Source organism: Xanthomonas sp. NCPPB 2250, from assembly GCF_056725265.1.
Window position 1 is genome coordinate 5,121,369 of the sequence record NZ_CM161520.1, and the last position, 23,010, is coordinate 5,144,378.

At 69.9% G+C, this 23,010-nt stretch carries 17 protein-coding genes; 7 read left to right on the forward strand and 10 right to left on the reverse strand.

The features are described 5' to 3' along the window. Positions 1-57: 57 nt before the first annotated feature. Positions 58-1,704: a ShlB/FhaC/HecB family hemolysin secretion/activation protein gene (locus AC1PMG_RS21000; RefSeq protein ID WP_481111731.1), complete on the reverse strand. Its 1,647-nt coding sequence runs from the start codon at positions 1,702-1,704 to the stop codon at positions 58-60. Between the two features lie 342 nt (positions 1,705-2,046). On the opposite strand from AC1PMG_RS21000, the gene AC1PMG_RS21005 reads away from it, so the two are divergent. From AC1PMG_RS21005 to pyrF, 3 genes are all read left to right on the forward strand, one after another. Further along, entirely contained in the window at positions 2,047-2,682 is a 636-nt protein-coding gene (locus AC1PMG_RS21005; RefSeq protein WP_481110143.1) for a hypothetical protein, read from the forward strand. Between the two features lie 96 nt (positions 2,683-2,778). Beyond that, on the forward strand, positions 2,779-3,693 hold the full coding sequence (locus AC1PMG_RS21010; RefSeq protein WP_481110144.1) for a 5'-nucleotidase, lipoprotein e(P4) family: 915 nt from the start codon (positions 2,779-2,781) through the stop codon (positions 3,691-3,693). Then, positions 3,690-4,430 (forward strand): orotidine-5'-phosphate decarboxylase, encoded by a 741-nt coding sequence (gene pyrF / locus AC1PMG_RS21015; RefSeq protein WP_481110145.1) that lies wholly within the window; start codon positions 3,690-3,692, stop codon positions 4,428-4,430. The genes AC1PMG_RS21010 and pyrF overlap by 4 nt, the downstream gene beginning before the upstream one ends. 181 nt (positions 4,431-4,611) lie before the next feature. Here the strand turns inward: pyrF and AC1PMG_RS21020 are convergent, their stop codons facing one another. The 4 genes from AC1PMG_RS21020 to AC1PMG_RS21035 all read right to left on the reverse strand — a co-directional run bounded on the left by AC1PMG_RS21020 (position 4,612) and on the right by AC1PMG_RS21035 (position 13,491). Then, complete coding sequence (locus tag AC1PMG_RS21020) at positions 4,612-6,129, reverse strand: tryptophan halogenase family protein (protein ID WP_481110146.1); 1,518 nt, start codon at positions 6,127-6,129, stop codon at positions 4,612-4,614. Positions 6,130-6,247: 118 nt separating this feature from the next. Continuing rightward, positions 6,248-9,277, reverse strand: coding sequence for a TonB-dependent receptor domain-containing protein (locus AC1PMG_RS21025; RefSeq protein ID WP_342073610.1), 3,030 nt, complete (start codon positions 9,275-9,277; stop codon positions 6,248-6,250). Positions 9,278-9,367: 90 nt separating this feature from the next. Continuing rightward, on the reverse strand, positions 9,368-10,429 hold the full coding sequence (locus tag AC1PMG_RS21030) for a LacI family DNA-binding transcriptional regulator (protein ID WP_481110147.1): 1,062 nt from the start codon (positions 10,427-10,429) through the stop codon (positions 9,368-9,370). Then, a complete protein-coding gene (locus AC1PMG_RS21035) occupies positions 10,426-13,491 on the reverse strand; it encodes a galactose-binding domain-containing protein (RefSeq protein ID WP_481110148.1) in 3,066 nt (1,021 codons plus the stop codon). The genes AC1PMG_RS21030 and AC1PMG_RS21035 overlap by 4 nt, the downstream gene beginning before the upstream one ends. Positions 13,492-13,869: 378 nt before the next feature. Between AC1PMG_RS21035 and AC1PMG_RS21040 the strand changes: the two genes are divergently transcribed. The 3 genes from AC1PMG_RS21040 to AC1PMG_RS21050 all read left to right on the forward strand — a co-directional run bounded on the left by AC1PMG_RS21040 (position 13,870) and on the right by AC1PMG_RS21050 (position 18,526). Further along, the gene (locus AC1PMG_RS21040) at positions 13,870-14,805 is read left to right on the forward strand and encodes a hypothetical protein (RefSeq protein WP_481110149.1); all 936 of its coding nucleotides are present in this window, start codon (positions 13,870-13,872) and stop codon (positions 14,803-14,805) included. After that, a complete protein-coding gene (plsB, locus tag AC1PMG_RS21045; RefSeq protein WP_481110150.1) occupies positions 14,805-17,477 on the forward strand; it encodes a glycerol-3-phosphate 1-O-acyltransferase PlsB in 2,673 nt (890 codons plus the stop codon). Before AC1PMG_RS21040 ends, plsB begins: the two co-directional genes overlap by 1 nt. A 200-nt stretch (positions 17,478-17,677) precedes the next feature. Next, complete coding sequence (locus AC1PMG_RS21050; protein ID WP_481111732.1) at positions 17,678-18,526, forward strand: DUF2884 family protein; 849 nt, start codon at positions 17,678-17,680, stop codon at positions 18,524-18,526. A gap of 102 nt (positions 18,527-18,628) precedes the next feature. Here the strand turns inward: AC1PMG_RS21050 and AC1PMG_RS21055 are convergent, their stop codons facing one another. Next, positions 18,629-19,207 carry a DUF488 domain-containing protein gene (locus AC1PMG_RS21055; protein WP_481110151.1) on the reverse strand — a complete coding sequence of 193 codons (579 nt, stop codon included), beginning with the start codon at positions 19,205-19,207 and terminating at the stop codon, positions 18,629-18,631. After that, a complete protein-coding gene (locus tag AC1PMG_RS21060; RefSeq protein WP_017908896.1) occupies positions 19,204-19,407 on the reverse strand; it encodes a YdcH family protein in 204 nt (67 codons plus the stop codon). Before AC1PMG_RS21060 ends, AC1PMG_RS21055 begins: the two co-directional genes overlap by 4 nt. Positions 19,408-19,572: 165 nt before the next feature. On the opposite strand from AC1PMG_RS21060, the gene bamE reads away from it, so the two are divergent. Further along, entirely contained in the window at positions 19,573-20,151 is a 579-nt protein-coding gene (gene bamE / locus AC1PMG_RS21065; RefSeq protein WP_342073606.1) for an outer membrane protein assembly factor BamE domain-containing protein, read from the forward strand. A gap of 144 nt (positions 20,152-20,295) precedes the next feature. Here bamE and AC1PMG_RS21070 read toward each other — a convergent pair whose 3' ends face one another. From AC1PMG_RS21070 to AC1PMG_RS21080, 3 genes are all read right to left on the reverse strand, one after another. Continuing rightward, entirely contained in the window at positions 20,296-21,675 is a 1,380-nt protein-coding gene (locus AC1PMG_RS21070; protein ID WP_481110152.1) for an XVIPCD domain-containing protein, read from the reverse strand. Between the two features lie 11 nt (positions 21,676-21,686). Then, the gene (locus AC1PMG_RS21075) at positions 21,687-22,160 is read right to left on the reverse strand and encodes a hypothetical protein (RefSeq protein ID WP_481110153.1); all 474 of its coding nucleotides are present in this window, start codon (positions 22,158-22,160) and stop codon (positions 21,687-21,689) included. Between the two features lie 284 nt (positions 22,161-22,444). Further along, positions 22,445-23,008: a DUF6891 domain-containing protein gene (locus tag AC1PMG_RS21080; RefSeq protein WP_481110154.1), complete on the reverse strand. Its 564-nt coding sequence runs from the start codon at positions 23,006-23,008 to the stop codon at positions 22,445-22,447. Between the last annotated feature and the right edge of the window lie 2 nt (positions 23,009-23,010).

The window sequence follows — 23,010 nt, forward strand, 5'->3', positions numbered from 1 at the left end:
CCGCGCACCGCGGCAAAACCCATCGCGTTGCCTGCCGCCGGCCGGCGGCAGGACGTGTCAGAACTGGTAGATCAGGCGCACGCCGTAGGCCGGCTGCGCGCTGTGGAAGTCGCGCGGCGCGTGCAGGTCCCAGCCGGCGAAGCCATCCCAACTGAGCCCGCCGTGCGCGCCGCGCACGCCGACGAAGCCGCCGACCAGGCTGCGCCCGGCCTGTGCGGCGGCGCTCGGTCCGGCGATGCGGCCGGCATCCACGCCCAGGTACGGGGTGATGCCCAGGCGCTGCAGCGGCAGGTTGAGGGTGTTGCGCCAGTACGCGCCGCGTTCGGCGCCGAGGGTGCGTTCGCCATCGAAGCCGCGCACGCTGTAGCGCCCGCCCAGGGTGATGAATTCCGAACCCAGCAGCAGTTGCGGCGAGGTCTGCGCATGCAGGCTGCTGTCCCAGCTCATCGCCACCGGGCCCAGCGCGAACGGCAGGCCGGCGCTCACATCGAGGGTGGTGACGCCGTAGCGGTAGCCGGGGAAGCCCACCGCCGGGTCGTAGCCGGTCCATTGCCCGTCGAACCAGGGCGTGCCGCGGCGGTGACCCAGCCGCGTGTCCAGCTGCAGCTTGCCCAGGTAATGGCGATGACTGAGGTAGAGCTCGGCGCTGGTGGTGTGGCGGCGCTGGATGCCGATCTCCACGCCGTCCAGGTAGCTGCGCGCCGCGCGCTTGGCCACGACCATGCCCAGCGTGGTCTTGCTGGTGCCGGTGCGATGGATCACCCGCTGCAGATCCAGTTGCGCGCTGTTCGAGCTGCCGCTGGACTGGAAGCTTTGGCGGAACCCGTCCACCTGCTGGTGGTAACGGTAGGACGACAGCGACACGGACGCCGTCCACCAGCCCCATGGCACGCTGTAGGACAGGCTGTTGCCGCGCGTGCCGCGGGCGGCGCCGTCGTCGACCAGGTCGTGGTTGTAGCCGATCGACAGCAGGTCGTTGATGCCCAGCGGCGCATCCAGGGCGAAGTCGACGCCGCCCTGGTAGCGGCCGGTCGCCTGCACGCCCGAATCGTCGGCATTGAGTACCGCGCGCCAGCGCCGACTGCGCTGCACGGTGATCAGCAGGTCCGACTCGCCGGGCTGCTCGCCCGGGGCGATGTCGATCTTGGCGTCCTGCGACGGCACCCGCTTGAACTGCTCCACGCCCTGCTCGATCGCGCGCAGGTCGAGCACGTCGCCCGGCCGCAACGGCAGCGCGCCGCGCCAGAACACGCGGCCATCGGCCGACTGCACGCGCACCTGGCGCAGGCGCCCGGGCAGCAGCTCGAAGCGCAACTCACCGCGGGACAGGTCCTGCGCGGGCACGCCGAGGCGGGTGGTGACGAAACCGCGCGCGACCAGTTGGTCGAGCGCGCGGCGGCGGATCAGGTCGATGCCGGCCGTGCCGATGCAGCGGCCTTCGTAGCGACGCAGCGACTGCCACAGCCAGGAAAAGCGGGCTGCGTCGGGACCGCCGCCGCTGAGGCGGACGCGCTGGATCGGGAAGCACAGCGCTTCGGTCGGCAAGGCGGTGCTGCGCATGTCCGCTGGCGCTTCGGTCTCGCGCGGACCCACGAACGGCGCCTGCCGGTCCTGCTCCTGCTGGCGCTGGACCTGCTCGGCCTGGCGCAACTGTTCCTGGCGGTCGAGCGTGCTCGGCGGGTCCTGTGCCTGCGCCTGCGCCATGGGCACACTGGCGAACAGGCACGCAGTCAGCACAATGCGAGAAGCTCCTTTTCTCCGGCGATCCACTGCAACGTCCCCTGTGACGCTTCCCGCGTTTGCCTGCAATGCAGGCGCGATCGCGCCGCAGCGCGCCAGGCGCCGCGTCGCGCGGTTTTCCATACTTGGAAGTGTGGTGGAAACCACAGCGCGACGGCATCGGGAGGCTCCCGACACGCCGTCGGGAAATTCCCTGCAAAACAGCCACTTGCGAGAATTTCGTCACCTTCTCAAAGGACGTAGGTCACACTGGCGCGCGATCCACGGCGGCTGCCACACTCTTGGCTCACACCTCGAAGGCCTCGCATGCTGCCGCTCCTCCTCCTGCTGGCCTTGGCCGCGCCCGCTGCGCCCGCCGCCGTGCCCGCCCACAGCGCCGCAGCGCCGACGCCGACGCCGACGCCAACGGACTGCCGCGCGGCATCAGCCGCGCCGTCCGATACCGACGTCTGCGATCCACGCCGCGGCCTGCTGCATCTGGCCTATCGCGCGGGCCGCGTGGTGCTCCAACTGCCCGGACGCACACCCGCCGTGCTGGAGACCATTCCGCACGCCTACGCACCGGAGCGGATCGGCGCCGACCGCGCCATCCGCCTGTTGCCGACCCGGTTGCAGCCGTATCTGGGAAGCGACCGCCTGCTGTACCTGTCCGTGCGCCGGTCCTCGCCCGGGGATGGACACGGCTACTGCGGCGCCGGTGCGGAGATGGCGCTGACCGTGGTCGACCTGCACGGCACGCCGTCGATCCTGGCGCGGGTGCCGGTGTCCAGCTGCCTGGACAACATCGATCTGGACGCGCCCGACCTCGACGACCTGACGCCCTACACGGTGCGCGACGGCCGCCTGCGCATCCGCTTCAGCGCCTATGCCGGCCACGACGATGCCGACCCCGTCGAGGCAGTGCTCGCCCCGGACCTGCACGGACTGACGTTCGCGCCCTGAGCGCGGCAGCCCCGCTTGCGCCACCGCGCGTTGCGCGGCGCCTGTCATCGCAACCGGCTAAAATCCGCGGTTCATTTGCCCAGGTTCCCACGCCCGATGACGCCGATCGCCCGCACCGCACTGGCCTGCGCCGTGCTCGCCCTGTCCGCCTGCAAGCCGCAGACGCAGGTCGCCGACCCCGCCGCCAAGCCGGCCGCCCCTGCCGCTGCCGCCACGCCCGCAGCCGCCACGCCGGGTACGGCCGACGACAATCTCAACGCGGTGCTGTGGATGCAGCGCTCGGCCGAGTACCAGGCCCTGGCCGAGCAGACCTATCGCGCCGCCGCCGATCGCCTGGATGCGGCGCTGAAGGAACCGAACTGGGACGCGCTGGTACCGGAGGAGCGCGGCAACGCCGCCACCGGGTTGAAGCCCGCGGTGGTGATGGACGTGGACGAAACCGTGCTGGACAACTCGCCGTACCAGGCGCGGCTGATCCGCAACGGCAAGGAATACGACGAGGTCACCTGGGACCAGTGGGTCGCCGAGAAGAAGGCCAAGCCGGTTCCCGGCGTGGTCGATTTCGCCAAGGCCGCCACCGCCAAGGGCGTCACCGTGCTGTACGTGACCAACCGCGCCGTGCACCTGACCGACGCGACCCTGGCCAACCTGCGCAGCGCCGGCCTGCCGGTGGCCGACAACAGCGTGCTGCTGGGCCTGGGCACGGTGGTCAAGGACTGCGAGCAGAACGGTTCGGAGAAGAACTGCCGGCGCAAGCTGGTCGGCCAGCAGTACCGCGTGCTGATGCAGTTCGGCGACCAGCTCGGCGACTTCGCGCAGGTGGTGGCCAACACCCCGGAAGGCCGCGCGCAGTTGCTGCAGCAGTACCACGACTGGTTCGGCGAGCGCTGGTGGATGCTGCCCAACCCCAGCTACGGCTCCTGGGAGCCGGCGCTGTTCAACAACGACTTCACCCAGTCGCGCGCCGCACGCCACCAGGCCAAGGTGCAGGCGCTGGAGCTGGCGCAGTGAGTCGCGCGCCGCTGGCGCTGGCGCCGCACGAGCGCCTGATCTTCGCCCTCGACGTGCCCGGGCGCAGCGAGGCGCTGGAGTGGATCGAGCGGCTCGGCGATGCGGTGGCGTTCTACAAGATCGGCATGGAACTGCTGGCCTCGGGCGAATATTTCGACGTGCTGGACACGCTGGCCGGGCGCGGCAAGCGGGTGTTCGTGGACCTGAAGTTCTTCGACATCCCGGCCACGGTGGGCGGGGTGATCCGGCGGCTGTCGCAGTGGCCGGTGGACTACTGCACCATCCACGGCTGGCACCCGCCGATGATGCAGGCCGCGGCCGAGGCCAACGGCAGCGACATGCGCCTGCTGGCGGTGACCGTGCTGACCTCGATGGGCCGCGTCGACCTGGCATCGATGGGTATCGATCGCGCGCCTGAGGACGTGGTGGTGGAGCGCGCGCTGGCCGCGCAGGCGGCCGGCATCGACGGCGTGATCGCCTCCGGCCAGGAAGCGGCACCGATCCGCCGCGCCACCGGCGCCGGCTTTTCCATCGTCTGCCCCGGCATCCGCCCGGGCGGTCCGGTCGGCGACGACCAGCAGCGTACGGTGGGCGTGGCCCAGGCCTTCGCCGACGGCGCCGATGCGATCGTGGTCGGCCGGCCGATCCGCCAGGCGGCCGATCCGCGTGCAGCGGCCGAGGCGATCCAGCGGGAAATCGCGCTGACGTTGGCCGGCGGCGCTGCCCGCTTATTTTGAATCAATGACTTAGCGGGCAATTCCTAAAGCATTGCTTTAGCTTCGGCATGCCGGTAGCATGCCCAGCGTCCGGCTCTGCCGGAGATGTGCCATACCGTTCTCCGGCTTCGGTCGGATTTGAAGAGGCCCGCGCCTGGTGCGCGTGGCCTCTTTTTTTGTGCCCGCGCGGCGCGGGCGGTGCTTACACAGGCCTGGCCGCGCAATAGCGGTCGATGAAGGCCTGGTGCGGCGGCATCGCGTCGGCGCAATGGCCGATGGTCTGCTCGACGCTGGCCATGAAGCGCTCCAGGTCGGCCTGCGGCACCTGGTCCACCAGCGGATGGTAGGCGCGCGGCAGGATGCCCTGCCCCACCATCACCTGCACCCAGCTGATCTCGGCGAACATCTCGTCGCCGTTGCGGTAGAAGCGGCCGCTGTCGCGGAACAGCGCCAGCGTCTCCTGCAGTTCCGGGGTGATCGGCATGCTGCGGCAGTGCCGCCAGAACGCGCTGTCGTCGCGCTCGGTGGCGTGGTAGTGCAGCAGCAGGAAGTCGCGGATACGGTCGAACTCGAAGGCGATGCGCTCGTTGTAGCGCCGCACCAGCACCGGGCTGATGCCCTCGCGCGGGAACAGCTCCAGCAGCTTGGAGATGCCGGACTGGACCAGGTGGATGCTGGTCGATTCCAGCGGTTCCATGAAGCCGCTGGCCAGGCCCAGCGCGATCACGTTGCGGTTCCACACCTGCTTGCGGCGCCCGGTGACGAAGCGCAGCGGCCGCGGATCGGCCAAGGCCGGGCCGTCGAGGTTGGCCAGCAGCGTGGCCGCGGCCTCGTCGTCGCTGATGTGCGCACTGCAGTACACGTAGCCGTTGCCGGTGCGGTGCTGCAGCGGAATGCGCCACTGCCAGCCGGCCGCACGTGCGGTGGCGCGGGTGTACGGCGTGGGCGGGCCGACCTTGGCGCAGGGCACCGCCAGCGCGCGATCGCACGGCAGCCAGTGGCTGAAATCGTGGTAGCCGGTGTGCAGCGCCTGCTCGATCAGCAGGCCGCGGAAGCCGGAGCAATCGATGAACAGGTCGCCGGCGATCGCCTCGCCCGACGCCAGGCGCACTGCGCGCACGTCGCCCGATTCCGGGTGCAACTGCACCTCCTCGACCATGCCTTCGCGCCGGGTCACCCCGCGCTGCTCGGCGTAGCGGCGCAGGAAGCCCGCGTACAGTGCCGCATCGAAATGGTAGGCGTAGGCGATGTTGGCCAGCGGCGAATTCGGCGGCACGTCGGTGGCCGAAGTCATGAAGCGGTCGCGCTTGGCGGCGACGGTGTTGAGCGTGTAGGCGCCCAGCGGCCTGGCCTTGCCGGCCAGCGCCTGCTTGAACCAGTACTGCTGGAACGGCAGCAACCCGAGCGGATGCCCGATCTCGGTGCCGAAGCCATGCACGTAGGACGTGCCCGGGCGCTGCCAGTCGGCAAATTCGATGCCGAGCTTGAAGCTGCCCTGGGTGTGGCGCACGAACTCGGCCTCGTTGATGCCGAGCAAATTGTTGAAGGCCTTGATGTGCGGCACGGTGGCCTCGCCGACGCCGACGATGCCGATCTGCTCGGACTCGATCAAGGTGATGCGGTAGTCGGGGCCCAGCACACGCGCCAGCGCGGCAGCGGCCATCCAGCCGGCAGTGCCGCCGCCGACGATGACCAGGTTGCGAAGAGGGGCGGCGATCATGCGTGCAGGGTCCTGTACCGGAAAAAGGGGCGACCGCAAACGCGGACGGGGCCACGCGGCCCCGTCCGTTGAAACCCCACGCGCGCCGGTCGGGCACGCGCGTGGGTCATGCGGTGGATCAGAACTTGGCGCCGATCTCGAAGGTCACGGTGCGCGGCACGTACATGATGTCGCCGGTCTTGTTGATGGTGATGTTCGGATCGAAACGGCCATCGGAGCCGAAATCGTTGTACGAGTACGACGAGTAGTTCTTGAAGTTGAAGGCGTTGAGCAGGTTCACGCGCGCGGTCAACTTGAAGTCGTTGTACACGGTGAAGTCCTTGGTCGCCTGGAAGTCGACCGTGCGGTAGCCCCAGATCTTGCCGCCGACCAGGAACTTGCCGCTGCCCGGCGGCACCGCCGCCACCTGCTGGCAGGTCGCGCCGTCCGCATCGGTGTGGCCGTAGCAGGCGATGGTGTTGATCGGCTCCGGCGTCGCCAGCACCACCTTCGCGCCGAAGGTCAGGCCCCACGGACCGTCGATCGAGCCGGAGGCGACGAAGCGGTGCGCCGACACGGCATCGGACTTCACGAACGGATAGTCGTGGATGGTCGCCTTGTCGAACGCGTACGGCTCGTCGATGTTGCGGTTCTGACGTGCGCTGGTGTGGGTGTACGACAGGGTCAGACCCCAGCCCGATTCCTTGGTGTACGGCTTGTCGGCCGACAGCAGCACCTGGCTGCTGCGCTGCTCCAGGCCATTCATGCCGATGATCGTGTTCTGGTAGCCCGGCACCGGCTGGCCCCACGGGGCGCTGCCGTTCTGGAAGTAGGAACCATCCGGGTAGCGGTTGATCAGCGACATCGCGAAGCCGTCGTAGCTGAGCACGCGCTGGAAGGTCACGTCGGTCTGCCAGTCGCCGACCTGGTTGGTGATGCCGATGCTGTACTGGTCGCTGTACGGCGTCTTCAGGTGGTTGTTGAACATGAACAGTTCGGCGCTGCCGCTGACGCCGGGGATGGTGTTCAACTGGTCCACGCCATTGAGGTAGCGCGGATCCCACGCGGTGCAGACGCGGTCGCCACGGTAGCACTGGCCGGTGGCCGGGTTCTGGAAGTACACCGCGACCGGCGACAGCGCGGCCTTGCTGGTTTCCAGCGCCAGCTGTTCGAACAGGTTGCGATCGTAGGAGCGGCCGGCGCCACCGTGCAGCACCGAGCTCTCGTCGCCGAAGAAGTCGTAGGAGAAGCCCAGGCGCGGCGCCCAGCCATCCTTGAAGTTCTTGCGGTTGCGACCGGTGCTGATGTAGTCGGCGGCGTTGATGCCGCTGGGCAGCAGGCGGTTGGCCCAGGGCTGGCCCGGGTTGGCCGGATCATTGGAGTACAGCGCGTTGACGAAGGCCTGCGAGGTGACGAAGTCGGTGTAGGCCGGGCTGTCCTCGTAGTCCCAACGCACGCCGACGTTGATCATCAGCTTGTCGGTCGCCGCCCAGTCGTCCTGGATGTAGATGCCGTACTGCTTGGACGGCGACTCCACCGTGGCCTTCTGGCCGGGGGTGTTGTACGGCGCGACGTAGTCCACGCGATACGGCGTGGCGGCGACGCCGTTGTTGTTGACCGCATAGCTGAACTGCGGGTTGAGCGCAGCGGCATCCTGCGAGGTCAGCTTGATGTCCTTGTAGCTGACGCCCATCTTGATGGTGTGCTCGCCATGCCACTGGAAGCTGGTGAAGGTCAGGTCGTTCTGCAGGAACCAGCCCTTCTGGCTCTTGCGCTGCACGTTCAGACCGCCGGCGGAGCCGGTTTCCAGGAAGGTGTATTCGTCCACATCGGTGGAGCCGGCGCGGGGCGCCAGATACTTGTAGACGATGCCGTTGCCGATGCTCTTCGGATTCGGGTTGTTCTCCGAGTCCTCGGTACCGACGATCAACTCGTTGAACCAGTTGTCGGCGCTGTGCTGCCAACGGATGTTGGCGCGCTTGTCCTTGTTGATCTTGTTGGTGCCGTGTTCCGGCGTGCTGGTGCCGCCGACGTTGCCGGTCTGGGTCTCGTCGCGGTACTGGCCGCTCAGCTCGATGCGATCGCGATCGGTCGGTTCGAAATCGATCTTGCCGAAGTACAGGTCTTCGGTGAACGGCATGTTGGCCGCACCGAACTGGCTCGACAGGTTGGACGGCAGCAGGCCGACGTACGGCTGCGCGGTGTTGTCCGCCTGCACGCTCTTCGGCACCACGTTTTCCTTGCCTTCGTAAGCGACGAAGAAGTGCATGCGGTCCTGGATGATCGGGCCGCCCAGGGCGAAGCCGTATTCCTTGGTCTGCGAATCGATCTTGCCGTTCGCTTCGTCGGGACGCTTGTCGCGCAGATCCTGGTCGGTGTAACGGTAGAAGGCTTCGCCGTGGAACTCGTTGGTGCCGGACTTGGTGGCCGCAGTGATCGCCGCGCCGCTGATCTGGCCGTACTCCGCCTTGTAGTTGGAGGTGATGACCTTGTACTCGCCGATCGCCAGCTGCGGGAACGGGTTGCCCTGGGTGTCGCTCTGGCCGGCGATGCCGCCGCCCTTGACGTAGCTCTTCTGGCCGACGCCGTCGATGTACAGGTTGCCGGCGCTGGCATTGGACGCACCGCCGCGCAGCTTGGTATTTCCGTTGCCGTCGATCTGGAACACCATGCCCGGCACGGTGTCGGCGAACTCCAGGAAGTTACGGGTGGCCTGCGGCAGCTGCTGGATCTGGTGCAGCGACACCACGTTGCCCACTTCCGAGGTCTTGACGTCCTTCAGCAGCGGCGCGCTGACGGTGACGGTGTCCAGGGTGGTCGCATTGCCGCCGGCGGCAGTGGTGCCGGCGTCGAGATCGACGGTGGACGAGGACGCGACCTGCAGGGTCACGGTCTTGGTGACGCCGTTGGCCTCGACCTTGTAGGTGCCCGGCGGCAGGCCGACCACGGTGTAGTTGCCGTTGGCGGCGATGGGCGCGCGACGCACCGAGCCGGTGGCGACGTTGGTGACGGTGACTTCGGTGCCGGCCTGGGCGGCGGCGACCTGGCCGCGCAGGGTCGCGCTGCTGGACTGGGCCATCGCCGGCATCGTGGCGAACAGGCAGGTGGCCAGCGCGCAGCACAGCAGGCTGCGTGCGGGCAGGTTGGAGGCGGAACGCGATTTCTTCATGACGAAAGCCCTCCCAGGGCGGTCAACGGGATCATTGTTGTGTTCTTTTAGGTGGTGCAAAAAACGACATCGGTGCTGCATGCGTCGGTGTCAGTCCATGGCGGTCCCTCGCTGGGCACTGGAAGCACGAACGATGAGTTGCGGAGCGATCGCATTGGCCGCTGCCGCCGACGCCGCCGGAGCGGCATGCGGCTCCAGCGCACCGAGCAGCAGTTGCATGGCGCGGGCGCCGAAGCCGGCGATGTCCACGCGCATGGTCGTCAGAGCCGGATGCACGTAGCGTGCCATCGGCACGTCGTCGAAGCCGGCCAGGGCGATGTCCTCGGGCACGCGCAGCCCCGCATGGGTGAAGGCGAACAGGCAGCCCAGGGCCATCATGTCGTTGGCGGCGAACACCACGTCCGGCCGCTGGCCCTGCAGCATGGCTTCGCCGGCGCGGTAGCCGGAGGCCTCGTCGAAGGCGCCGGGCAGCACCAGCGGTGCCACCTGCGGGCAGCGCTCGCGCAGTTCGTCGCGGTAGCCGCGCAGGCGTTCGCGCGCATCGAAGTTGTCGTCCGGCCCGGCGATGAAGGCGATGCGGCGGTGGCCCACGTCCAGCAGGTGACGCGTCATCGCACGCGCGCCGCCGTAGTTGTCGACGTTGAGCACCTGCGCCTCGCCGATGCGCTCGGCGCAGTTCATCAGCACCGCCGGCAGCGTGCCGGGCAGCATGTCGGCCGGGTCCTCGGCATCGCTGGCCAGGGACGGCGACATGATCAGCAGTCCGTCGACGCGCCCGGGCATGCGCCGCACCGCCAGCCGCTGCTGTTCCGGCTCGCCGTGGTAGCTGGACACCAGCAGGTGCAGGCCGCGCTCGCGCGCCACCGTATCGATGCCGCGGATCAGTTCGGAGAAGAACTCGCCGTGCAGGTCCGGCAGCACCACGCCGATGGTGTGGGTGCGGCGGCTGCTCAGGCTGCGCGCGGCGTGGTGCGGCACGTAGTGCAGGGTGCGCGCGGCTTCCAGCACGCGTGCACGCACCGTTTCGGCCACGTGCTGATGGCCGTTCATGGTGCGCGACACGGTGGCCACCGAGACGTTGGCCAGGCGCGCCACGTCCTTGATGGTGATGTTGGCGCGCGCATCCGGCGCCGGGACGGGGGGCGGGCTCACCAGCGTGCCTCCAGGGTCCGGAACGGTTTGGACAGGGTCACGCCGCCGGCGTCGTAGTGGTCGATCCGGCGGCCGTCCACGCGCACCTGGGTCGGCCGGGTGCGCGTCGGCCAGACCACGCGCACGGCGGTGCCGGCGCGCAGGCCGCTGTCGAGTTCGATCCGCAGCCGCCCGTCGCGCTGGCGCGCGCGCAGGCCGAGCGTGCCGTAGGCGGTGGGCAGGCGCTGCACGGCCAGGCCATCGTCGGCGAGCCAGGCTGGCGGCACGCCGGGCAGCAGCACCAGCGCGTCGTCGCCCTCGTGCATGAGCATGCCGAACAGCGTGCGCGCGTACTCGGCGCCGATCCAGGTATGCGGCATGTCGCCCAGGTAGCGCGGGAAGCGCAGCCGCGACTGCACCACCTCGGCCAGCACCTGCCATTCGAACGGGCGGCGGTCGCGCAGCAGGTCCTGCAGCAGTTCGTCGGCCACCTGCGGCTGGTCCAGATGCACGTAGGTCAGCACGTTGCGCATCTCGTACGGGGTGTAGGCCCACAGCGCATTGGGTTGCTTGCGCTGGCGCACGTCTTCCAGATAGCGCGCGAAGGTGGTGCGCAGCGCCGCCTCCGGCAGCAGGTCCTGCTGGCCGGTGGGATCCAGCGCGATCGAGACGCTGGTCGGATCGCCGTCGCCCAGGTCGGCCGCGGCGGGAATGTAGTCCGCGCCCTTCCACGCCATGGTGGCGCGGATGGACGCGGCCAGCGAGGTGCGGAGGGCCGCGTACTGTTCGCGCGCCCAGGCGGCGGTGGCGGCATCGCCCAGCGATTCGGCCAGCCAGGCGCCGTCGTGCCAGCCCTTCAGCGCCCAGTAATCGTCCCAATAGCTGTGGGTGGGGCTGGAATAGCCTTCGTGGCTGATCGACGGGGCGAGGATGCCGCGGAAGCGTTCCGGCGCCGGCTGCTCGGCCATGTAGCCGGGCACCAGGGTGCGCTCGCGCAGTTCCTGCAGGAACTGCATCGCCAGCTTCACCTTCGGCAGGTAGGCGCGCACGCTCTCCGGGCCGCCGTCCAGCCGCGCGACGTCGGCGACCAGGGCGATGTACTCGCCCTGGCTGTCGTACTCCAGGTCCGAGCCGAAGCCGTCGTTGACGCTGCCGTCGTCGTTGAGGATCGGCGAGACCAGCCCGTTCGGGTGCACCGCGTGGTCGCTGTACCACTGCAGGTAGTCGCGCGCGACCTGCGCCTGGCCCATCCGCAGCAGGATCGCCGAGGTGGCCATGCCGTCGCGGATGAAGGAGCGGTTGTAGTTGCGCGGCCCCGGCTGCATCGCCGGGCCGGTCTGGTTGATCAGCATGTACGCGGCCTGCGCGCGCAGCATGTCCACCAGGCTGGCGTCGGGCAGGCGCAGGCCGACGTTGCCCAGGCGCTGCTGCCAGTCCGCGGACACCTGCTCGGCCAGCGCGTCGAAGCTGCGGCCCGCGTCGCCGCGCCCGGCGGCGAGCAGCGCGTCGCGATCCAGCGGCGGCGCCGGCGGCAGGCGGCCCTGGGCATCGGCGCTGGCGGTGCCCAGCGGGAACGCCAGCACCACGTCCTGTTGCGCACCCGGCGCCAGGCGCACCGTGTAGTTCAGCATCGCCGCGGCCAGGCCGTCGGCATCGCGGGCCTGGCGCTGCGCCGGCAGCGTGCCGGCGGCGACGTGGCGGGTGATCTCGGTGGCGCCGTTCGCGCCGAACGCTTCGGCGCCGCCGCCGCTGGGCGCGCTCAGCGAGGTCAGCAGCGCACGGCCGTTGACCTGTACGACGTTGCCATCGACGGCGACGTCGTGGATCGGCGACAGGCCGCCGTTCTGCCACGGCGGATTCATCTGCATCGGCCGCACCAGCAGCGACAGGGTGCCGCTGACCGCCGTGGTGCCGGTGTTGCGCAGGCGATGGCGCAGCAGCGTCACCGGCTGGCCGTCGCGTTCGATCGCGAAGGTCTCGCTGCGCAGTTCCAGCCCCGGCTGCGGCGACCAGCGCACCGACGGCATCGGCTTCCAGCCGTCGCGCAACGCGTGGGTCAGCGCATGGCCGTCGGCGCCGGCGGCGGTGCCGGAGGCGTCGCGCCACAGCGGCTGCACCAGCGGCGCGCCATTCCACGCCTCCAGGTTGCCGTACTCGTCGAAGATCGATTTCTGCCGGCCGGCGTGGATGCCGACCGCGGTCCAATAGGTCTGCTGCATGTGCAGCGAGGCCGGGAACAACGCGCGGGTGGTGCCGCGCTGCGCGGCGACCTGGTAGCGCTTCATCGGCGTCATCACCGCCTTCGGCCCCAGCAGGCGCAGGCGCGCCAGGGTCGGCGCGACGCCACCGGGCGCGGCGTCGACGCGCAGGCGCAGCGCGCGCACCGGCAGCGGCGCGGTGCCGGCCAGGTAGGCGCTGTCGCTGTCGCCGGCCTGCGGGTCGTCGGCCAGCGTGCGCCAGCGGCCCGCGGCGTCCTGCGCCTGCAGCTGCGCCGCGCCCTGCGCACCGGCGAACTCGACGATCAGGCCGGCGCTGTCGAACGCGCGCGGGAAGGCGATCTCCAGTTGTCGCGCCTGCGCGCCGCTGCCCGGCATCGCCACCGCGGCACCGCCCTGCCACAGCGCCGCGGCGTCGGCCGCGGACACGCCACGCAGCTGCGCGGCGCCGGCACCCAGCGGCTCCATCTCGTAGATCGACACGCCCCAGTCGGCGCTGCGCGCGGGCGCGGCCAGGCGCAGGTAGCGGGCCAGGTGCGGCGCGAAGAACACGGTCTCGGTGCCGCCCAGCGAGTCGGCCATCGTGTAGACCGTGTCCCAGCGCTGACCATCGCGCGAGGTCTGCAGCAGGAAGCCTTCCGGATTGGAGGTGTCCCACTGCAGGCGCACGCCGCCGACCTGCGCGGCGCGGCCCAGGTCGACCTGGAACCAGTGGCCGGGACTGAAGGCGCCGGCGGTGCGGGTGCTGGCGTCGCCGTCGATCAGATAGCCGATCGCCTGCGCCTTGACCTGCTTGGAGGAACTGGACGCCTGCCATTGCGCACGCGGCGGCAGGCGGCCGTCCTGCGCCTGCACCGGGGCCGTCATCGCAAGTCCATACAGGACTGCGGACAACACCCAGGCGCAGCGGCGCGCGCCACCGTGACCGAGCACTCGGATGATCTCTGACGAATATCGCACTGGGTCCCCCGGCCAGCACCGCCTCAATCGAGGTGGGCGGACGTTAGCAGCAACTGCAAGCGGTTACATGATGCGTTGCAACATCCGCAATCCACTGGCACATCTGGCCATCCGCCGACACGCCTGTCCCGACGGCCCCACGCCGGGTCATGAAATGTCCTGCCGCGACAGTCCCACCCCCTGGAAGCCTGCCGGGTCGCCCCCGCACTGTCGTGCCGCCCGGCTTGCCGGAATCGCCCGCGCCCAGCAAGATGCGGGACGTTTTGGGGAACGAGCCCGCATCGTATGCCGTCCTGCCCGACCCGGGTCATCTCCTCGCGCGCGCTGTGCATCCTGCTGTTGGCGATGCTCGCCCTGGCCGTGGGCGGATGCAAGCGCACGCCCGCCGAACTGCCCGGCGCCAGCGCCGAACCGGCCGCCGCGGTGCGCACGCTGGCGCACGCGCTGCAGCGCAACGACCTGCTCGGTTACGCCCGTGCCGCGGTGCCGCCGGCCCAATACCAGCGCCTGCAACAGGCCTGGAGCGAGGACCGCAGCCGCTGGCCGCTGACCGAACTGCCGCTGGCCGAACGCCTGCCCGAGGTACTCGATACCCTCGCCGCGCCGGACGCCGAGCGCCAGCTGCAACGCGCCTTCGACGCGCAGTTCGGCGGCCAGGCGGCGAGCCTGAAGCAGGCCGCGCACTCGCTGGGTCTGTTCGGCGTGCAGTTCCTGCGCAACCAGGGCCACTACACGCCCGAACAGCGCGGCCACTACGTGCAACTGGTGCAGGCGCTGAGCGGCTGGGCCGCACGCGCGCCGTTGTCCGAGCGCAAGCGTGCCCAGTCGGCGATCGCGCGGCTGTGCGCGGGCGCGCGCCGCACCGGCGTGCGCAACGATGCCGACCTGCGCAGCCTGGGCATGGACGAGAGTTTGCGCCGGCTGGGCCCGTTCGTGGCCGACCTCAAGGCGGTGCTGGCCGACTACGGGCTGGACCTGGACGCCAGCGCCGGCGCACTGCGCACCGGCCTGGTCAACCAGCAGGGCGACCAGGCGGTGGTGCGTATCCAGTACCCGCTGGACGGCGAACAGATCGACACCACCGCGGTGCTGGTGCGCCGCGACGGGCACTGGTACCTGCGCGACACCCTCAGCGAGGTGGATGCGCTGCTGGCGGCCAGCACCGCCGCCGCCGCGGCCGCGGCACCCGCCGCCGACCCCGTCCCGCCGGCTAAGCGATAATGGCCCCGATGCCAGAACAGAATCCCCTCCCGTTCCCCGACGACGCCGCGGCCGCACGCGCGGCCGACGCGGCCCGTACGCCCGCCGACGCCTCCCCGGCCGACCCCGGCGCGCCCCCCTCCTCGACCGCCGCCCCCTCCACCCTGCCGGTGGCCGCGACCGCCCCGCGCCAGGCCAAGGGGCCGCTGTGGGCGCGCCTGCTCGGCCGCCTGGCCGATCCCTGGCTGGGCCTGAAGATCGAACCGGCCGAGCCGGGCCAGTACAACGACGGCCGTCCGGTGGTGTACGTGCTGGAGGACTACGGCCTGTCCAACGCGCTGATCCTGGACAAGGCCTGCCGCGAATCCGGCTTGCCGTCGCCGCTGGTGCCGCTGCCCGGCGACCCGCTGGGCCGCAAGCGCGCCTACCTGGCGCTGTCCCGGCGCAGCAGCAACCATGCGCTGCTGCCGGAACAGCGCGGCGCCAAGACCCACTCCGATTCGCTGGCCAAGCTGCTGCAGGCGCACCGCGAGCGCCCGGACCTGGACATCCACCTGGTGCCGGTGTCGATCTTCGTCGGCCGCGCCCCGGACAAGCAGAGCGGCTGGTTCGCCGTGCTGTTCTCGGAAAACTGGGCGCTGGTGGGCAGCTTCCGGCGCCTGCTCGGCGTGCTGCTCAACGGCCGCAGCACCATCGTGCGCTTCGCCCCGCCGGTGTCGATGCGGCAGACGGTGGAGGAAGGGCTGCCGCCCGAACGCACCGTGCGCAAGCTGCAGCGCGTGCTGCGCACGCACTTCCGGCGCATCCGCGAGGCGGTGATCGGCCCCGACCTGTCGACCCGGCGCCTGCTGGTGGACCAGGTGCTGGCCGCCGAGCCGGTGCGCGAGGCGATCGCCGCGCAGGCCAAGCGCGACAACAGCAAGCCGGTGGACGCCTGGCGCAAGGCGCACGCCTATGCCTGGGAAATCGCCGCCGACTATTCCAGCCCGGTGGTGCGTTCGGCCAGCTTCCTGCTGACCCACGTCTGGAACCGCATCTACGCCGGCGTGCTGGTCCACCACCTGGACAAGCTCAAGGACGCCGCACCCGGGCACGAAGTGATCTACGTGCCCAGCCACCGCAGCCACATGGACTACCTGCTGCTGTCCTATCTGCTGTACGAGCGCGGCATCGTGCCGCCGCACATCGTGGCCGGCATCAACCTCAACCTGCCGGTGGTCGGCACCCTGCTGCGCAAGGGCGGTGCGTTCTTCATCCGCCGCTCGATCAAGGGAAACGCGCTGTACTCGGCGGTGCTCAGCGAGTACGTGGCGCAACTGGTCGCCGGCGGCTATTCGATCGAATACTTCGTCGAAGGCGGACGCTCGCGCACCGGCCGGCTGCTGCAGCCCAAGGGCGGCATGATCGCGATGACCCTGCGCGCGTTCCTGCGCCAGCCGCGCAAGCCGGTGCTGTTCCAGCCGATCTACGTCGGCTACGAGAAGCTGATGGAGGGCAACAGCTACCTCGACGAACTCAGCGGCCGGCCCAAGGAGAAGGAATCGATCTGGGCGCTGCTGTGGGGCATCCCCAAGGTGCTCAAGCAGAACTACGGGCAGGTGGTGGTGAACTTCGGCGAGCCGATTCCGCTGAGCCAGGTGCTGGCGCAGCGCGCGCCGGAATGGGACGGCCAGCCGCTGGGCGAGGACGAGAAGCCGGCCTGGTTGAACGGCACCGTCGATGCGCTGGCGCAGCAGATCCAGGTGCACATCAACGCCGCCGCCGACGTCAATCCGGTCAACCTGCTGGCGCTGGCGCTGCTGTCCACGCCCAAGCACGCCATGGGCGAGGCCGACCTGATCGCGCAGATCGAACTGTGCAAGAAGCTGCTGGCGGAACTGCCGTACTCGGACCGGGTCACGGTGACCCCGCATTCGCCCGAGCGCATCATCGCCCACGCCGAAGAGATCAACGTGCTCACCCGCACGCCGCATCCGCTCGGCGACGTGCTCAGCGTCAACGGCGACAACGCGGTGCTGCTGAGCTACTTCCGCAACAACGTGCTGCACCTGTTCACCGCCTCCTCGTGGGTGGCGTGCTGTTTCCAGAACAACCGCCGCATGAGCCGCGCCGGCCTGCTGCGGCTGGGCCGCACCGTGTACCCGTTCCTGCAGGCGGAACTGTTCCTGCCGTGGAGCGAGGACCAGTTCGCCGAGCGCATCGAACGCACCATCGAGGTGTTCGTGCGCGAAGGCCTGCTGCTGCAGCTCGCCGAGGACGACGGCAGCGTGCTGGCGCGCAACACCGGCCAGACCGACGAGGTGTTCCGCCTGCGCGCCATCGGCCACTCGCTGCAACAGGCCTTCGAGCGCTATTACATCGCCATCTCGGTCCTGGTGAAGAACGGCCCGGGCAAGCTCGGCGCCGGCGAACTGGAGAGCCTGTGCCAACAGGCCGCGCAACGCCTGAGCCTGCTGTACGCACCGGCGGCGCCGGAGTTCTTCGACAAGACCCTGTTCCGCGGCTTCATCCAGAAACTGCGCGAACTGAAGCTGGTGTGGCCGGACGAGAACAGCAAGCTGGTGTTCGACGAGCGGCTGGATGCGTGGGCGAAGGATGCGAAGTTCATTCTGGGCCGCGAACTGCGCCACACCATCGAGCGGGTCAGCCCGGAAGCGGCCAAGGTGGAGGAGCCGCCGGTTCCGCAGGACTGAGGCGGCAGTTGCCGCACCTCCAGTCGTGACGCGGTGGGAACCTGCCGCGTGGCGACACGCCATATACGAGGTCGCCCGCGATCACTGCTGCGCGGCACAGTGACTTTCGACACGCGACCGCGGGCCGGTGTCGCCGCAAGCATGCTCCAGACTCCCTGCTGCGGGTTCCGGCGATGCGCACAGCTCCTCTCTTCGTCCTGTTGCTGCTCGCCGCCGCCAGCGGATCCGCGTCGGCCGACCAGGGCGACGACAGCGACGGCGGCAAGCACGACCACCGGCCACAGGTGTCCTCGCGCCAATGCGGCCTGAGCACGCCGTTCAATGTGCTCGCCGACACTGGCGGCATCTGGCTCACCCGCAGCGATGGCGAGGGACCGCGCGAGATCTTCTTCCATGCCGGCGAGTTGAGCGTGGATCGCCATGTACAGCAGATCGGCGATGCCGATGCGCAACGGCTCCTGGAAATGGAGCGCGAAACCCGCGCGCTGATGCCGCAGGTGGCCGACCTTTCGCACGAGGTGGTCGATCTCAGCTACGACGTACTCGGCTCGGTCGTGGAGATGCTGACCGGCAGTGCCGGCAACGCGCGCAAGATCGAACGGCTGCGCACGCACGCCAACGCCTATGTCGACGGCACGCTGGGCAAGGGACGCTGGGACCAGGAGGCGTTCGACGACCGGTTCGAGGACTATGTCGAGACGCAGGCCGAAAGCTTCGTGGGCAGCATCACCCGTCACGTGCTCTGGCAGGTCGTGACGGGCCGCGCGGAGGCCATCGGCGAACGCGCCGACCGCATGGACGCCGCCCTCGAGGCGCGGCTGGATGCGCGCAGCAAGGGCATCGAGCGCAAGGCCGAGGCGCTGTGCACACGGGTGGCGCGGCTGGACCAGCTGCAGCAGGCGCTGGAGTACCGCTATCGCGGCCAGCCTCTGCGCCTGCTCGCCGCCAACCAGGACGGAGCGAGCGGGCAGAGCACCACCACGCTCGTCAGCACCGACGATACGCCGCGCAGCAGCGCGATCGCGGTGCCGTCGGTTCCGCAGGACTGAGTCTGACGCCGCAGCGCGTGGCGCGACCCGCAGTGGACTCCCGGCGCGTGGCAGCGTGGCGCCGCACCGGACACCTTGACGCGGCGACCAAGGCGGCGCGGCTCAGGCGTCGAACAGATCTCCGGTGCGCGGCCCCGCAGCCGCCGCATCGGGTGGATAGACCAACTGCCCGTGCGCGTCGCTGCGCGCAGCCGGGTTCAGCGTGGCCGGCTCCTGGCGGCCGACATCGATCAGGTGCACCACCGGATGGCCATGGTGCAGCAGATGATCGCAGACGATCTGGCGGTGGCACTGCCGCCAGTAGGCCTCGGCGCACATGACCGCGCACGCGCCGTCCTCGCCGAAGGCCTGCAACTCGGTCAGCGCCTCGGCGAATTCGCTGCCCAACGCATAGTCGGCGTAGTTGTGGAAGCTGACGCTGCGCCAGTGGCCGTTGCGCTGCGGATCGACGCCCGGCTGCTTGCCGCGACGTCCGCCCAGGGCGCGAAAGTGCCGGTAGGCGATCCCCGCGGCAGCCAGCGCCGGTGCCAGCGCGCTGCCGTCGAACTGCGGGAACCGCCGCGAATACGGAAAGGCGCGCACGTCGGCGAGCCGGGTGACGCCGGCGCCCTGCAGGATCTGCAGGAAGGTCTCCAGGCTGCGCGTGGAATGGCCGACGCTGAAGAAGGTCGCAGCGCTCACGCCGGTTCGTCGGGGATCAGCAGATGCTCCAGGCGCAGGATGCAGTCCTTCAGTTGCAGCTTGCGCTTCTTCAGCCGCTTGGCTTCCAGCTCGTCGTCCAGATTGGCCGGGATGCGCTGCAGCTGTTCGTCGAGCGCGCGGTGCTCGCGACGCAGGGCGTCGATGCGCAGGGAGATCTCGGCGGGCGTCAGGGTGTCCACGAGGTTCGAGCATACACAGGCCACCGGTCCGCCGTCACCGTGCAACGCGCCGCTATCCCAGGTGCAGGCCAGCCGGCACAATGCGCGCGGGCGCCGCGGCGGAGGCGGCGCCTTCCCACCCTCGTGCCACCCGCGGCAGGATCGCCGCGCCGAAAGGAGTCAGCCATGCGTTCGTTCCGTTCCCCGTTCGTTCTCGCCCTCGCCCTGGCGGCGGCCCTGCCGCACCTGGCCGCGGCGGCCGATCCCAAGTTCTCCGGCTTCCTGTGCTGCAACATGCGCAGCGACGGCAGTTGGATCAGCGACAGCAACTACGCCGAAGACGGCAAGCGGGTGATCCCGGCCGGCACGCCGGTGCAGGTGACCGGCTACGGCCGCTACCGGGTCAATGTGCTGATCGACGGCAAGAAGCAGTCGATCGGCAACGACTACAGCCGCGACCTGGGCAACGACGCCTTCGCCCAACGCTACGTGGTTGCGCAGGATCCCACGCCGACGCTGGCGGCCTACCCGCCGAAGATCCGCGAGGCGATCGCCGCCAACCGCGTGACCAAGGGCATGACCCGCGAGCAGGTGCTGATGGCGCTGGGCTATCCGATCACCAGCGAGAACCCGAGCCTGGACGCGCCGCTGTGGCGCTACTGGCTCGACAGCTTCAACGAGTTCCAGGTGTCCTTCGACGGCGCCGGCAAGGTCGACAAGGTCACCGCCGATCCGAAGACCCAGAACCTGGTCTGGCAGCCGTAATCCCGGCGCGACTCCACGCGCCGTAGCGCCGCGCTTGCGCCTCGGCGGAGGTGGCGCGAAGCGCATGCCATGGCCGCGGCCTGCCGCGGCCATGGCGCAACGCAACGGCAGCGGGCGCTGGGCGCGTCCCGCCGGCCACTGCGCTCAGCGGCTCAGCACCTGCGGCGGATCGGTCCGCGTCGGGCCCTGTTGCGAGGCCTGCAGCGCCTGTTCCTGCTCCTGCGCCTGGCGCTGCGCCTGGCCCTGCTGCGCGCCCAGTTGCTGCAGCTGCTGGTAGGTCTCCTGCGCCGGCCGCGCGATCGCCTCGCTGGTCGGCATGTGCGCGCGGTTGGCGTAGGGATCGGGCGAAACGTCGCCGCCGTTGCGGTACACGAACGCCAGTTCGCCGCCCTGGTGCGCGGCGGTGGGCCGGTTGAAGCCCACTGCCAGCTGATCGCGCTCGCTGAAGCCGTTCTGCCTGGCCAGCAAGGTCAGGCTGGCGGTCATGCGCTCGCTGTTGTCGTCCCAGCCCTTGCCGATCGCCTGTTCGGCCTGGGCCACGCCGCTGCGGACCCGCTCGTGCAGGGCGCGGTCGGCGGCACCCGGCGCGGCTGTCGGCTCGCCGGCACGCGGCGCGGGTGGCTGCGCCTGCGGCTCGTGCTGCTGTGCCGGTGCGGGCCCGTCGCGAAATCCTGCCGGCAGCAGGTCGCGCGGCACCTGCGCGGCATCGATGCCGACTGCCTTCAGGTCGGCATGCACCGCCGGCGGCGTGCGCTCGGGGTGCTGCGCCTGCGCCCGGTCCTCGGCATTGGCGATCTGCGCCAGCGCGCGCTCGCCATAGTTCTGCGGATAGCCGCGCGCGTCGTAGAACAGCTTGCCCATCGCCTCGACGTTGCGCGGATTGTCGGCGTCGATCTTCAGGTCCTTGCCGAAGCTCAGCCCCTCCTTGGCGGTGTAGGTGGCCTTGCTGCCCACGCCCTGCTTGTCGATGTAGCTCGCCATCTCGCTGCTGGCGTTGTACAGGTCCTTGAGCGTGGCCTTGGGATTGGTGCGGGTGACGTAGTCGGCCAGCGTGTTGACCCCGGCGATCTCGTCCTTGGCCTCGCGGGTGCGTTGTTCCTGCCCATAGGCCTGGAGCGTGGCGGTGTAGTCGTGCGGCGAGGGCGAAGCGGCGATGCCGTCGACCTTGGCCGCGAACGCGGCATCGCTGCGGTCGATGGCGGCCTTGTTGATCGCATGGCCGATCTCGTGGCCCAGCACGATGCGGGCGGTGTTGGCCGAATCGTCGCGCGGTGCGTTCATCTTCGCCGTGGCCAGCACGTCCATCGGCAACTCGATCTGGCCCGTGCGCGGGCTGTACGAGCCGGTACCCGCCTCGGGACTGGGCGCGAAGCCGGACAGCTGCTGTTGCCCGATCGCCTGCTCCACTCGCGCGCGCAGCTCCGGCGTGTTGTCCAGCATCTGCCGCAGCGCCTGGCCTTCCTTCGGATGCGCCTGCGCGAAGGTGTCGACCATGCCCTTCAGGCGTTCGTCGTCGTGTGCCATCTCCGCTCTCCTCAGGCGTCGACCAGGATCTGCAGCATCTCCACGCACGCCTGCGCGTCGTGTTCGCCAGCGTCCTTGCCGAGGAAGGCGTACACGGCGACCGCGCCGCGTTCGAAATGCCAGCGGCCGGCGCTGCCCTGACGCGGCGGCGCGATCCAGCGCGGCACGAAGCCGGCCGCGACCAGCGCCTGGCGATACCCGGCCAGCGATTGCGTGCACTGCGACGGCGCCGCGCCCGGCGCGGGGGTGAAGCGCAGGTCCAGCCGCGACGGCGGCGCAGCGTCGGCATCGGCGACCGATTCCAGCGTGTAGCCGCCACCGCCGGCGAGCGTGCCGGACGCGCTGAACGCATGCCCGCCCTCGTCCTCGACCTGCAGACCGGTCTGCGCCGCCACCTGCGCGGCGACCAGGTCCTGCCTGCCGCCGATCGCCAGGATCAACCGTACTACGCCTTGTGCCAGGTGCTCTGGCGTCATCTCCGACATGGTCCGCTCCGTGTGTGCAGGGGTGATCGAGGGGGAAGAAGACTGCGCACCGGCACAGGCGGCCAGCAGCGCGGTGGCCAGCAGCAGGGCCGCGCGCGGCGCATGGCGCCTGCCGGCTACGTGCCGCGACCCGCGGCGATTGCGATACAGCATCCGCTCCATGAAACGCCTCTCCGTCAAACGCCTTCCGCGCGCGCAGCGGGGCGCGGTCAGGCATGAGCATGCGATTGTAGCCAGCGCGTCGGCGTCCCGCAGCCTTCCGCTGCCCACGCCGCGCTGGAACGTCACTCCCAGTCGGCGCGACGCTGCCAGACGAAGCCGGGCAGATCGATGCGCTTGCGCGGCGTGCCGTCCCAGTCCACGGTGAAGCCGGCCGCACGCAACGCCGCGGCGACCTGCTGGCCGACCGCCAGGTCTGCGTCCTCGCGTCCTTCGAGATCGCCGAAGGCGAGCATCAGCCCAGCGCCGTCGATGGCGCGCTCCATGTCCTGGCCGTGATAGAAGCAGTACCCGTGATAGCGCCTGTCCGGCGTGTCGGCCACCGCCTGGTTCACTTCGACGTGGCCATCGGACATCGTGTAGCCGGCATTGGCCAGCGCGCAGATGCCTGACGCGTGCAGTTGCTCGAACAGCGCATCCAGCCGGTCGCAATCGGTCTGCGCCGGCCAGGTCTGTTCTGCCTGCTGCTTGGCCTGCCACTGGCTGGCGACCGAGGCGCGCAGCATGGCCTCGTCGCAGTCGTCTTCGAGGATGTCCTCGATCATCTCCTGGATCTCGCCCTGGGAGTAGAACCCGGACCAGATCCATTTGCGGATCTCGTCGTACACGTAGGCGTCGGATTCGTTCATGG

What these genes read in the sequence shown, in the direction of transcription:
- AC1PMG_RS21000 (WP_481111731.1), bottom strand. Translation starts at nt 1,704, where the DNA reads ATGGCGCAGGCGCAGGCACAGGACCCGCCGAGCACGCTCGACCGCCAG.
- AC1PMG_RS21005 (WP_481110143.1), top strand. Translation starts at nt 2,047, where the DNA reads ATGCTGCCGCTCCTCCTCCTGCTGGCCTTGGCCGCGCCCGCTGCGCCC.
- AC1PMG_RS21010 (WP_481110144.1), top strand. Translation starts at nt 2,779, where the DNA reads ATGACGCCGATCGCCCGCACCGCACTGGCCTGCGCCGTGCTCGCCCTG.
- AC1PMG_RS21020 (WP_481110146.1), bottom strand. Translation starts at nt 6,129, where the DNA reads ATGATCGCCGCCCCTCTTCGCAACCTGGTCATCGTCGGCGGCGGCACT.
- AC1PMG_RS21025 (WP_342073610.1), bottom strand. Translation starts at nt 9,277, where the DNA reads ATGAAGAAATCGCGTTCCGCCTCCAACCTGCCCGCACGCAGCCTGCTG.
- AC1PMG_RS21035 (WP_481110148.1), bottom strand. Translation starts at nt 13,491, where the DNA reads ATGACGGCCCCGGTGCAGGCGCAGGACGGCCGCCTGCCGCCGCGTGCG.
- AC1PMG_RS21040 (WP_481110149.1), top strand. Translation starts at nt 13,870, where the DNA reads ATGCCGTCCTGCCCGACCCGGGTCATCTCCTCGCGCGCGCTGTGCATC.
- plsB (WP_481110150.1), top strand. Translation starts at nt 14,805, where the DNA reads ATGGCCCCGATGCCAGAACAGAATCCCCTCCCGTTCCCCGACGACGCC.
- bamE (WP_342073606.1), top strand. Translation starts at nt 19,573, where the DNA reads ATGCGTTCGTTCCGTTCCCCGTTCGTTCTCGCCCTCGCCCTGGCGGCG.
- AC1PMG_RS21070 (WP_481110152.1), bottom strand. Translation starts at nt 21,675, where the DNA reads ATGGCACACGACGACGAACGCCTGAAGGGCATGGTCGACACCTTCGCG.
- AC1PMG_RS21075 (WP_481110153.1), bottom strand. Translation starts at nt 22,160, where the DNA reads ATGTCGGAGATGACGCCAGAGCACCTGGCACAAGGCGTAGTACGGTTG.
- AC1PMG_RS21080 (WP_481110154.1), bottom strand. Translation starts at nt 23,008, where the DNA reads ATGAACGAATCCGACGCCTACGTGTACGACGAGATCCGCAAATGGATC.